The sequence below is a fragment of the Flavonifractor sp. An9 genome (genome assembly GCF_002161245.1).
GTDB lineage: Bacteria > Bacillota > Clostridia > Oscillospirales > Oscillospiraceae > Flavonifractor > Flavonifractor avicola.
The window spans coordinates 91,852-106,056 of record NZ_NFHC01000003.1 but is presented as its reverse complement, the minus strand read 5'-3'; the positions used below and the strand labels follow the sequence as shown (position 1 = coordinate 106,056).

At 56.2% G+C, this 14,205-nt stretch carries 2 protein-coding genes; both read left to right on the top strand.

Features of this window, described 5'->3' with window-relative positions; genetic code table 11:
• Nucleotides 1-6 precede the first annotated feature (6 nt).
• On the top strand, nt 7-7,536 hold the full coding sequence (locus B5G40_RS03460; RefSeq protein WP_143383362.1) for a DUF5011 domain-containing protein: 7,530 nt from the start codon (nt 7-9) through the stop codon (nt 7,534-7,536).
• A 42-nt stretch (nt 7,537-7,578) separates the two neighbouring features.
• Nucleotides 7,579-14,202: an S-layer homology domain-containing protein gene (locus tag B5G40_RS03455; RefSeq protein ID WP_206407205.1), complete on the top strand. Its 6,624-nt coding sequence runs from the start codon at nt 7,579-7,581 to the stop codon at nt 14,200-14,202.
• Nucleotides 14,203-14,205: the final 3 nt, after the last annotated feature.

The following is a 14,205-nucleotide window of genomic DNA, read 5'->3' as shown; positions in this document are numbered from 1 at the left end:
GTGATGATGAGGAACACGATGGGAAAAAGAGGACGAGTACGGCCCAAGCGGATTCTGGCGGCGCTGCTTGCGGTTGTACAGCTGATTCTGCTCCTGCCGACGGTGTCGATCCCCGTCCTGGCGGCAGGAGATGTGGCATATACGCGCCTCCAGCCGGAGGTGGCCATTTATAACGCACAGACCGGCATCGACGAAAAGCTGTATAACCGGGAAATCAGCGCAGACAGCAAGTTCAACGCGGCCACCAAACGCAGCCTGTTCAACTTGTCCTTTGAAAACAATCTGGTCAATGCAAGCGCGCAGATCAATATGGATAACGTGGACATCGGCCAACTGCGGATGAAGGGCAGCAACCTGCAAACCTCCATCTCGGCTTCCTTTCACAATTACAAGCATCAGCATTCCTGGAAGTCGGGACTGTTTAATCTGAAAAACAATACGGCCAATGTTACCACGGCTGTCATGCTGTCCTATCGATACTGGGTTAGGGGCACTCGGTACAATCCCTCCCTCTTCATCAACAGCCGGGACATGGCAAAAGACACGGAACGCCTTTCCACTGGCTACAGCACGGTCGCTTACAATAGCGACGAAGTTTCTCCCAAGGTATACTTTGCCGTCAGCTTGCAGGGCACCTATTACGACGGCGGCAATAAAAGCTGCAAGTGCCAAGGCGACGCGTCGTTGACCAAGCCGGTCATCACCTATATGGACAACAACGCGCCGTCCATCGTTTCGGTAACCGGCATTGACAACCGGATTTTGAAAGCCGGCGATGTGGTGAATCTGGAAGTCAAATTTGACGAGCCCATCCGCTTTGCCGATGACAGCGCTGCCCATGACGATCTGTATGTGGGCCTTGCCATCGAAGGGCTCAGCTCCGACAACTATCCCAAGGCCATGCTGACCAAGCTGGAAAACGACACCCTGTATTTTTCCTACACGGTTCCCACCAACAGCGAGGCCACGGAAAAGACGATCACCAGCGTGGACTTCAGCCCGCTGATGAAGGAATGTGACCTCAAGGTGGTTTTCGAGGACAAGAGCTTCACCCTCTCCACCGATGGGCTCAGCCTCTCCAACGACATCGGCTATACCAGGGCCACATCGTATATCACCGACATCGCCGGCAACGGTATGCGGGAGTCGGACAGAACCTATAACGTGACGGAAAGCTACATTGATACCAAGGCTCCGGCCCTTTCCAAGATCAGCGCCACCGTCACCGCCAACAACGCAAACATCAAAGCGATGACCGGTTCCAACGATGCCGATAACAGCGACACCCACCTGGGCGTGGGCGACAGCGTGGACTTCGGCCTGAGCTTCAGCGAGGTTCTGGATCTTGCCGAGGGAGAGTACACCGGTCTCACGGCCACCACGAACCTGCAGACTCAGGACGGGGACACCGTCACGCTGACCAGCACAGAGTTGCTCAAGACCGCCGTTGGCCAGGGCGGGGAGGGCCAGGGCCCGTCCAAGGGAAACGTGACCTATATCAGCCTGGAGAAACTCACCATGGAAGAGGGCATGACCTGCGAGGACCCGGACGGCGTCATCCGCATCACGGGCATCCAATTCAACGAAACGGTCTCTGATTTGGCCGGGAATACGCTGTCGGTTTCCGCTGACGATGTGAGCAACAAAAATACAGCGACGCTCTATCTGGACGTGACCAAGCCGAAGATCACCGCCGAGATGACGCAATCGGATGACGTATATCTTGTCGTACCCTATGAGGACGGCAGCGGCTTCTACGTCCCGTTTACCATCGAGGACGATGGGTCCGGGACCAACGGACTGAACGGCTACTTCAGATGGCGCAAGGGAACGGACACCTATTCCTTCATGGCCTTCGACTACGCAGTCACCTCTTCTACCGATGAGCCGGAAGAGTGGACAAGAGCCCTCATGAATAACGGCTACTGCAAATTTACCCAGGTGGAGGGAACCCAATACCTGCATATCAAGCAGGTGGACGATGTCACCTATGAGGTGCTGGATACAGAGCTGGACTTCCAGGTGATGGATTATGCCGGCAACGAGAGCACAGCCACCTTTGCCATCGACGCCCTCTGGGACAACACCTATCCCACGGCCGAATTGGGCGAGGTGACCAGAGAACTTACCGATACAGGCGGCGAATTGACCGTAAAGGTCAACCTCAAGGAAGCCACCGCCCTGAATGAGGCCCGTTATCTGTGGACGGACAGCGACCAAGAGCCGGCTGCCGAGGACATCGACCAGGTGCCGGCGGAGGATATTCTCGACCAGACCTCCGCCACGATTACCATCACCGAAAACGTGAAAACCGGCGAGGATTTCAACAAATATCTCTGGGTCAAGGTCTCGGACAAAAACGGCAATGAAGTGGTATACGGTCTGGGCGCGCATCGGTACAATCTGAAAGAGATCGCGTACAGCGTCAGCACAAATAAAGACTACGCCACCGATTTTTATATCTATTACCAACCCCAAGAGGGCTCCGGCGGCTTCCTGCTGGGCCTGCATCCGGTGCCGGGTAAGGACAATGAGTACTACGCCTGCACCGAGGGCGGAATGACGTATGATGACGAAAAATGGTATAAAGTACAGTCGGATGACAGAAGGAACTTTATTGTTCTGGAGAAAACGGATACGGACATCGAATATTTGAACAATTACCTGCTCAATGACGGAAGCGAGCCGTATTCTCAAACCTTCGGATACCGCACCGGCGATTATCAGTTCTACATCATTGCCGGCGTAAAGGGTGCGTTTGCTTTTGATGAAAACGAATGTGTGACCCAGGCAGGAAATGTTTCCTATGAGGTCAGCGAGGAAAGCTACACCATCCGCGCGGTCACGCCGTTCAAAGAAGGACAAAACTTCTTCCCCGATATCAGCATCACTCCCGTGAGCGACATTCCTGATCCCACCGACAATTCCTATTACTACTATACCTCGGAGCCGATGCTCTCCACTCTGGAGGGCCTGACCTATGAGATCGACCTGGGTGATGGTATGCCGGAATGGGGCTATGATCTCATCAATTTTGATAAATCCTATGTGATGGTATGGGGAATCAGTGCTGATTTTGAAACGTTGTATATTCCGTTGAAGCCCCAGGCAAAACAGACCATCACCCTGCCGGCGGGAGAGTACACGACAACGGGGTCCTTCTATCTCCAGGTGAATCTTCAGGCAAAAAACAGCGGGCAAAACGGTTTGTACCTCTATCGCGCCAGTGAGACGAAGTATCTTGACGGGCGGACCGCCCCCGATCCGTCGGAGTTCGGCATCACCTCTCTGAAGATGGAGTGCGATTCCGTCAATCATGATATGGCATATTCCACAGGTATTCAGGAGCAGGAGGTTGAGCCTGGCGGAGATGTGATTTATCTGCCGGTCTCCAATGAAACAGACCGATATTGGGGAGGACCATACGACAAGCACAAGATCTATCTGACAACAGAGAATATTCAAACGAGCGGAACCATGTACCTGTACACGGATCAGCTGATCTGGAATGTCACGGCAGGACAGACGGAAGACACTGCCGCCATTTACAGGAGCGGCTCGACGCGGGGCCTGGACCTCACGATCCTCGATGAAGAAGGCGCCGCGGAATATGTGGCCGGTATCGACCCCGCAGATCCGGGAGCCGAAGGCGATGCACCCCTGTGCCTGATCCGGAATACCAACAACGTGATCGCGGTGCGGACTGTACTCTCCAACGGGAAAAAGTCGGAAATCAAGTATTACACCATCTATCCTTCCTGGCTGGATGTGTCCGGTACGCTCTCGACCCAGAAGGATGCGGACACGCAGGTGACGATTTCCGACGACAATACGCTGGTCTTTACTCCGGATGAGGGCCAGTCCATGGAGGGAGTGCGGATTTTTACAAGCGACGGGACCAACAAACTGGAACTGCTCCCCCAGGCCGACGGCACCTATCGCTGCGATGCAGCCCCCGGACATAAGTGGTATTATTTCTACGCGCTCAATACCTATGGAAGCATCTATTATTTTGAGGAATATTTCAATGTCTATCGGGACGAGGACGCTCCGGTGATTACGTCCCAGGGCAGCACGGAGTCTGACGGAACGTATCAGATCAAGCTCCGGATCACGGACCTGTCGCTGACCACCTATCTGATGGACGGCACCATTGATCTGAAGCTCATCTTCGACGAGGCCTATTCCCAGCGGCTGGGAGTGGAACAACCGGATGTGAGTGGAGACGCAGAAGGACAGCAGGCAACCTTTGAACTGGCCATCGACGAATTCGACGACTACTGGGGTGAGATCACCCCGGAGGATGACATGGAGTTCCTCTGGGAAGCGGAGAATGTCAGCAGCACGGGCATCTACCGGGTGGAGGCGGTCATGCCAAAAGTAACCTCAGACGGTTATCTGGACGTCACGATTTACGGCGCCGCCAAATACCTTCTGGAAGAGAGCGATGACGCGGAGATCAAGTTTGACGTGACGGTGGAGGCCACCGACAAGTTCGGCCATACCGGCACCACCGAGATCAAAGATGTCACCGCCACCAATACCAAGCCCCATGTTGTAGACAGCGGCAGCGTACAGCCGGAATATCAGCAGATCGGCACCGGCTATGACTATGCGCTGATGCTGCCCTTCAATGTGCCGGTGCAGCCCGAAAAATCCTGGATTCTGCCCGAGCCCACCGGCTATCAGACGGAGTGGATCGACGGCTTCCCCGTGACCCAGGACGGCACCACCGAGATCTCCTTCTATGATATTTTCGGCACCCTTTATACCCAGGAGCTGGTGCTGGAAGATGTATTCGGCGATTACGGCGTGGAGCTGATCATTTCGCCGGAGACCTATACCAAGGAGGTCATTTCCGTTACGGCGCGCATGAGCGTGGAGGACACCGAGCGGGCCTTCATGTTCTGGAAGGATCTTGGCAACGGACAAATCCAGGCCATCTCCGATGCCAACTGGGAGTCCCTGCCCACCAAGGAACGGACCATCACCCGCCAGGAAAACGGAACCATCATGGTGTTCGTTTATGATAGAGCCTATTCCCGGGATGAGCTGTATAACCAGGGCTACTATCAGCGGGCGGATGTACTGACCATCCACATTGACAACATGATTGACGGTGCGCCGGAGGCGGAGCCCAGGTTCTACTTCGACCAGTTCGGCCAGGAGTATACGGCCGAGGAACTGCTGGAAGAATTCCCCGACGGCATCGAGACCACAAGCTATGTGGAGGTATCCTACAAAACCAGCCGCTATGTCACGCCCACCGGCGATACGGGCGAGAAGATCCGGTTTGCCTACCCGGATACCGACACCTCGTACCAGTTTGAGTATGTGGATGCCTTTGGCAACGAAGGCAGCCTTTCGGTCAACCTTGCGGATTACGGCATCACCTTTGCCGCGCCGCCGGCGCCCTATGCCGACGAGACCGTGCCCACCGTGGTGGTGGACGTCTACGCCAAGCGCTTCAACAACTACACCGCCGCGGGCGCCTTCTCCAAGGATACGGCGGCAAACGATGTTGCAAACGAGTTTACAAGCATCGGTTACGTACAGGGATACAGCCTGAAGGTCGGCGCCACAGACTATTCCAGCTACAAGATCGTGGTGCTGAAGACCCCGCCCACCTCCCTTACATACAGCGGGGCGGTCAGCGATACCGTGGCCGGGGTGAGCATCTCCGGAAACACGATCACCGTTTCCGCGGACCTGGCCACCGACTTCACCATCGCGGTGGTGGACAATGCGTCCGGGGAAACTGCGGCCACAGCCGACAACTTCTCCTGCATCACGATCCGGGCAGTGGATCTGAAACACTGGTTTGACACCACCAAGCCCGTGGCGGAGCAGAAGATTGTGCACAGCGGCCTCTATGAGCAGACCGTCTATGTGAAATTCACCGACACGGCCAATGACGGCACGGAGATCGACAATGGTACGAATCTCCAGAACGCTTCTGTGACGCTCATGAACGGCAGCATGGAGCGGGAGACCACGGGAGAATACGCGGGCTGGTACAAGAAGGTATTCAAGGAGAACGCCACGGAGGAACTGCTCTTCCAGGACCATGTGGGCAACATGGGCGACAGTGAAAAGGTGGAGATCACCGGCATTGACTCCGACCCGCCGACGCTTACCACCACATGGACGCCGCCGTATCTTTCAAACGACGGCCAGGTGGACTCCAGCTGGTACACCCAAACGCCGGTCAATACCTCGGTCTACGCGCATATCACATCCAACAAGGTCCTTGACGTGGAAAAAGTCAAGCTGACCCACTATTCCTACAACGGATCGGATTGGACCGAGCTTCCCACCGGAAACATCAAGGATATCGAGAACTGCCACGCCAGCTATACGGTCACCTCCAACGGTCTGACGGTGTGCTTCGAGCAGGGCGGGATCGGCCTCAAGTTCCGGGTTCAGTCCCCCAACGGCAAGAGTGCGGAAGCCGAAGTCTATCTGCCGGAGGAGACCATCGACAAGGTGGTTCCCAACGTGAAGGTGAAGGCCACGGAGCTGAAACGGAGCGGGTATAACGTCCCCTATGCGGTGGCCGTGACCATGACGCCGGACAAGAGCGTCCTCTGCTCCACTGCCGGCAAGGCGGGTGCCGTATATGACGCCGAGACGCCGCTGGAGGTTACCATCACCCAGAACGGCACCTTCGAGTATCTGTTTGTGGACGAGGCGGGCAACCGGGCGGTGGCGACGGTCACCGTAAACAACATCGACCGGACGGCGCCCAAGCTGACCTTTACCCCCGATCCGGCGGAGCTGCCCGTCACCAGTACGGACCAGAAGCTCACGGTGACCGTGGACGAGGCCTGCACCCTGGCCGTGAACGGGCAGACGTACCCGCTGACGGCGGGCGGTTCCCAGGAGCTCTCCTTCAGCCAGAACGGCGTATACTCCGTCATCGCCACGGATCTGGCCGGCAACGAGAGCGTGACCAACATCCCCGTGGGGAACATCGACCGCACGCCCCCGGCCATCAGCTTTGCAGGCAGCACCATCCGCATCCGCCAGGACAGCGCTCCGGCGGAGCTTACGGCCGCCCTCGACGCAGGCGTCACGGCCTGGGAGCCCGAAAGCCAGGCCATGGTGGAAACCTGGACTTACAACGCAAGCGCTGTCAACCTCACGGAGGTCGGCATCTACAGCGTGACGTACACGGCACGGGACCAGGCGGGGAATGAAGCGACCGCAATCAGATATGTCTCGGTCTACGACAAGAACAACCCCGGAATTTATCTCAACGGCACACTGATCGAGCCGGAAGGCACGACCGTACTCAAGGCAGGGACCCATAACATCCAGGTCTCCCATATCCAGAACATCGCGCCCGGTGTCCTGGAACCGTATACGGTGAAAATCAGCAAGGGTATTTTGACCATCGGTCAGATCAAGAACAAGCGTGCAGACGTTCAGATCGATGACGACGGCAATTTCACCATTACCCCGGGGTTCTATACGGTATCTGTCATTACGCAGAGCAGAATGACATTCCGCGCAATTCTCTATGTGGAAGCGTAAGGGGGCGAAAATATGAAAAGGATCCTATCGTGTTTGCTTTGTGTGGTTCTGCTTTTGGGGATCGTGCCTCTGGAGGGAGTCGCCGCGCTGGCAGCAGAACATGAGGCCTACTCCCTGGATAACGGATATATCCGGGTGCAGGTCTCCAAGGAAAACGGCGGGTTTGTTGTCAATACGGTCAACGGTGACTCGCTGAAGAAGTCAGATAACAACAAAGATCTGCTCTATCACACGGGCGAGTATGACACCTCCTTTGTTTCGTTCCGTGTCACAGAAGCGGACGGGACAGTCTCCGACTATATTTTCGGCGGCAAGTACGGGGACAGCAGCGACCCCAGTCACCAGGGCGTTTCCGTGACCCAGGCCACGGAAAACAGCGACATTGTTGCCGTCTGGTCTGTGGGAAGCTACACCTTTACCCAGACCATCTCCCTGGCCAATGATAGCTCCAACGAGCACGGCATGGTTTCGATCTCCCTGAGTGCCACCAACAGCAGCGGTAGCAACGCCAATATCAAGGCGCGTGTCCTTTGGGACACCGCCTTGGGCGGCTACGACTTCGGAACCTATCAGGCGGTAGACGAGGAGTCGGTCACCCACGCCATCTCCACCGAGCAGATTTTGGATGGTACGGACTACCCGATTCCGCAAAACTTCTATTGTCTCGACAATGTTTTTGACCCGGCAATTACCGCCTATTCGGTCAACAGTCCCCAGGCCATGCCCTATCAGGCGGCCTTTGGCCACTGGAACAATCTGGCCGCGTCCCTATTTGATTTTGTGCCGGACAGTTCCATGGACTTCACCAAGACCCAGAACGATTATCTGACGGCGGACAGCGCATACGCTCTCTATTATGACCTGGGCAGCGTGGGCAGCACGCCCGTCAGCATGGTGACCTATTACGGCGTGTATTCCCACAAGGACGTCTCCGCGGCAGAAAAAATGACCGTCGACGTGTCCGCTCCGCTGCGCCTTACGCTGAATGACGCGGGAGACGATTATGTCCGGCAGACGGACCAGGGCATTGCGGATTTTGCAGCCGGCGTCACCTTTGAAAACTACGCCTCCGACACCGCCCAGAATTATGAGAACATTTCTCTGGTGGTCAGAACCACCGAGAATCTGCGCTCGCTGGGAGACATGGGCGCGGAGAACAATTCCCGGTTCGGCTCCACCGATCCGTTCATCGTCACCTACGCCAATGTGAAGGTGGGGGATATCAACTCCAAAACCCTGTATTTCCAGGCCCAAGTAACCGATACGGCGGCCTATGAGCGGATCACCATCGGCATCTATGACACGTCGGAGACCCAGGGCGCCATCGTGGAAGAGAAGAAACTGGGAGAGCAAGTGGCCTACATCCTCCTGCCGGGCGCCGACGGAAGCATTCCCAAGGTGAGCTTTACCGAGATGACGCCCAAGGTCATCTATTCCTCCGGGACAAGGCATCTGTATGTAACGGTCAAAAACCCGGCGCTTCTGGATAACCGCGGCAACTGGAATCTGGTTGCCCGCAGCGTGGATGAAAAAACGTCGCATACCATCGACCACGAGTTTATCAGCATCAAGGACGGCGTGATGGATGTGGCCATCGACGACTCGGTCAAGCTGGCGCCCGGAAGCTGGTACTTGCAGCTGGAGTGGACCGATGCGGCCGTCTCGGAGGACGTAATCCAGAAAGAATACCAGCATCAGACGGCATCCTGCCTCAACTTTACCGTGTCGGAGGATGTGAAGTACAAAAACGACAGCTACGGCATCCTGACGGTAACCAAATATCAGAGCGGCGGCAACTTTACCTATCGAATCGACTCCTTCCGGGACGAGGAAGCCTTCCAGGACTTCCAGGACGCCGGCGGATATTCCGAGATCCTTCTGATCTTCCGGGGTGAATTTTCAAAGTCCACCTACACGCTGGAGGACAGCTCCAAGAGAACGTATTACAGCGCAACCAGCACCAAGCGTGTCAATCAGGAGACCAGAGAGTACGAAGTCGACAACTGCGTCAACATCAACGGCGCCATGGACTTCGAAAACGGCACCATGTCTGTGTATTATGACAAGGATGTGCCGGAGGGACAGCCTCTCACCGATGTGGTGGTGGAATTTGACGGCGAGCTTTTGACCAGCAATGCCCGCACCACCATCTGGAATGGCAAATCGGGACTCACACGGCTGGAACAGGGAAAGAGCTTTTCTCTGATCCCCTATGACAAAAACGGCGTCCGGGACCCGAATTTCAACGACAACACCATTATGCTCCTGTGGCCCACAACCTACAGCCCGGGGCAGACCATTGCCGGTATGGTGTTCCAGATGGCATACGGCGAACTGGGCGTCATGAAAGACAACGGGAAGGAACTTGGCCGGGTTATCTCCTTCTCGGCAAGCCTGGATCTGAGCTTTACCAAGAGCCCGGAACCCACCGGCCAGAGCCTTGCCGAAAATCCGGATCAGTCCCTCAAGACCACCTACTGGCAGAAGATCAAGGATTTCTGGCGCAACTACAAAGAGGCGCAGAGCGTTGACAGCTACATCTACACCAACAACGACGCGCTGTACCGGACATACGATTGGTCGAACATCGACGAGAGCGGAGACGACAATAAGGAGATTTCCGCCTCCGTGATGGTCCGTGATATTCTCTACGGGTGCGGCGAGGGCCTGATCGGCGTTAACTTTAAGGTGGATATCGGCATTCAAAACTATATTTCCGCCCTGCCCAAGGTCACCGGTACCCTGGAGGTCAACACCATCAACGACTGGTCGTTCGGATTTAAGGGCAGCATGAAGCTTGCCAACTTTTCACTGGAGGCGAAGCTCTCCTTCAAGAGCCACGACGACGTCCCGGTACCCGACGACATCTATTTCTACATCGGTGGGTTCAATCCGGGCCTCAACATCGATGGCTGCGGCGTCGTCTGGCTCAAGGGCGGCGGCGGCGGAATCTCCGATATTTACGACACCATCTTTATGACGGACTCGGTGCCGCCGCTCAAGCTGATCGTAACGGCCAGCTTCAGCATCGTGCAGGTTCTGGATGGCAAGGCCACACTGACCGTCGGCGCCACCGGCATCAGCCTGAAGGCGGAGAATCTCAAGATTTTCGGTACCATCGACGCCATCGAGAAGATCAGCCTGGGGCTGGAGTGGTATCCCGGGATCGATCTGGAGGCGTCCATCTCGGTCAATCTGTTCCAGGGCGTGATCAAGGGCGGAGGCTACATCGTCCTGATCGGAGAGAACTACACGGACTGGTTTTTTGAGATGTTTGCCCATGCGTCGGTGAACATTCCGGAGTCGGTGCCGGTTTTCGGCGGTACAACGGTGGCCGGAGCAGATCTGGGCATCAGCACCGAAAAGATCTGGGGCAATGTGGAGATCCTTTCTGTCCGCGTGGGAATCGCCTATTACTGGGGCGATAACTCGGTGGATTTCGGTACGGGCGATTCCCTTGCCAAGCCCAGCTTCCCGGAACTGCTGGGACACGAGGATATTCCCGTATACTATGATGAGGAACGGGGCCAGACCCTCTATGCACGGATCGGCACCAACATTTCCGGTATGGAAGCGGCGGAGATTGTGGACACGTCGGAGCTGCCGCAGCTGTTTGACGCGACACTCAAGTCCAGCGGCGATCTGCTGCTGCACAAATTCAATCTCGGGGCGTACACAGAAGGCGCGGCCGCCATCGTGCGGATCGATTACGATGCCGAGAGTCTGGAGCAGGCCCGGGAGATCGCAAAGCAATTCAAAGTAAATTCCGAAATGTCTATGGCCGGAACCCCGTATCCCATCGTTGTATATGACGGTACCAACACGGATGCCGCAAACGCAAACGTCACCTATACCGCCGAGACAGGCAAGGCATCTTACGCCTTCACCGTGACCGATCTGGCGGACTACGACAAGGACTGGTTCATCTCCACCGGCACGACGAAGGCCAGCGTCGTGGTTTACAACGTGGATCCCCTCCCCGAGCTGACGGAAGTCAGCGCAAGCATCAGCGGCAATCAGCTGGATGTGACGTGGACCGGAACGAAGACGGCGGAGCTGGACAAGATCAGCTTCTATCTGACCGAGGATACGGATCCCGCGGCGGAAAGCGGCGTCAGATTCCTTGGCAGCATTGATGATGTCTCTACCCTTTCTGGCGCAACGGCCTCGCTGGCTCTGCCTGTGGATCTGCCCTCGGGAACCTATTACCTTCGTGCGGTATATTCCAAAGATGAGGAGGTCAACAGCGCGGTTTACAGCACCTCCCCGGTATCCTATACCAACGCCAATATGCCGGCGCCGGCTGTGATTTCGGACGTTTATCCCGCCGGCAACCTGGAAATCGAAGTGGATGTGGCCCAGCCCGTCGACGGAAAAACCATGGGATATATGGCGACGGTGTATTATGCGGACGGGACTTCCACGGATGTTGACGGACTTGCATATACCAAAAACGAGACAGGCGCAACAGTCATTACCATCGGCGGAAGCTACACCGGTGTGGACGAAAACGGCGTTGAGGAGAAAAAAGGCCTTGTCGCCGGACAGAGCTACCAGGTGGGTGTCACGCCCTACTGCCTGGTGGATTCGGACGGCAACGGCGCGTACGACGCGGTGGTCTACGGCAAAGAGGTGTTGACAAGTTCCATCACCGTGCCGGAGATGACCACACCGGAAGTGACGATTCAGGCGGACGTGCAGAAGCAGGAGATTTCGGAACTGGTAATGGCAGACCATGATAACGATCCGGATACGCCTGCACAGGAAGTATCCGTTGTCAGGGAGACCTACACCGCAAGCGACATCTGCTTTACGGCGGCCGTAACGGAAAGCGTAACGGGAGAATGGGGCGTTGACGGAGCTCTCACCCCGGACAGCGACGGATACAGAAGCGGAGCGTACGGCATCTTTACGGATACCGCAAGCATCTCCATTCCGCTTACGGAGCTGAGCGAGGGCGGGCATACCCTTACCATCAAGGGGAAAGACGGCCAGGGCGACGGATTCCAGTACAGCTATTCCTTTGTGGTTGATACGACGCCGCCCAGGCTCATGCTCTCCTCCCCGCTCAACGGCAGCACCTTTGCCAAGGACGGAACGCTTACCGTAAGCGGCGTGACGGACAGCGACGCACGATTCACCATCACATCGGACGGAGTCGAAGTGTGCTCGGGAATGACCGTTTCGCAATTGGGCGGGACCATCGATCAGGACGGCCTGTTCAGCTTTGACGTTACCGTTTACGCACCCAATGACGCCTCCCAGAGAGAACTCTGCATCACTGCTTCTGACGCGGCGGGGAACTCCTTGACGGAGTATGCCACCGTCACCCACGGCGGCCTGGCGGATCTGCAGCGGGTAAAGGTGCTGATCAATGGCAACGTCGTGGACAACGGAAACATTCCGGCTGCGGCGGATGATACGACTGTGGTTCTCTCCCTTGCGGGCGTGACGTCCGACGGAACCACGTTCAGACTTACCGGCCCCAACGTCACATGGAACTGTACCGCGGTGGAAGGCAGCGCATATGTTGACGCCGACGGACTGCTGGAGATCAGCGGAAATTCCCAGGGCTTTGTGGAGGGCGGACTGGAAGTTACCAAGGGCGCCTACCTGACCGATGCCGTAACCTTTGGCGCACCGCTGGAGGCGGGCAGCGTAACGATTACCTCTACCATCGGCGGAAAGGTTACGGGCGGCGGAAGATACGCCCCTGGTGATCTGGTAACGCTCACCGCGACCCCCGACAACGGATATGTCTTCAATGGCTGGGTCCTCACGGGTGTGACCGTATCCGATCCCAGCGCGACCACAATCAGCTTTACCATGCCGAACACGTCCGTAGAAGCAAAAGCCAATTTCAAAGCGAAAAGCAGCGGACGCCCGACCACTTCGGTCACAGATATTATTGCAACGGTAACTGCCGAGGAAGGCGAACTTGTTACATATCCGTTGCGAAAACCGGTTGAAAACGAGAATCATGTCGTGGCACAGTACAGCACAGACGGCGGAAGAACCTATATCACAGTTGCCAAGTCTGCCGTTGTAGACGGAGTGTTCCGGTTTATTGCGCCGGTCCGTGCGACTTACAGGATCACCGTTGTGGATGGCATCAACTTCGATGATGTTCCGGAGACCCACTGGGCTTACGATTATGTGGATTTCGCATCGGCCAGAGAAGTGGTGCTTGGTGTGGGAGGCAACCTGTTTGTCCCGGAAGGAGACCTTACAAGGTCAATGTTTGTAACGATGCTTGGCAGAATGCACGGCAATTTGGGTACCTATGATGCCCACAGCTTCACCGACGTTGAACCCGGTTCGTGGTATGAGGAATATGTCTCCTGGGCCGCGTACAACGGTATCATCGAGGGATATGACGCGGAGCATTTCGGTCCCAACGACAAGATTACCCGCGAGCAGATTTGTACCATGATAGACCGCTATTTGAAGTACGAAGGATATCAGATAGAGGCTGAACCCGCCGGTAAATTCACGGATGATGGGCAGATCAGCAGCTGGGCATACGATTCTGTGGTGGCGGCCAGAAATCTGGGACTCGTCATCGGATACGAGGATGGAAGCTTCAGACCGCAAGGCCTGGCTGCCCGTGTAGAAGCCGCAACCATACTGACAAGACTGATTTATACCCTGCTTCAGAACAGATAAGCC

Excerpts from the sequence above, each read along its gene's own strand:
- B5G40_RS03460 (WP_143383362.1), top strand. The coding sequence starts at position 7 with ATGAGGAACACGATGGGAAAAAGAGGACGAGTACGGCCCAAGCGGATT.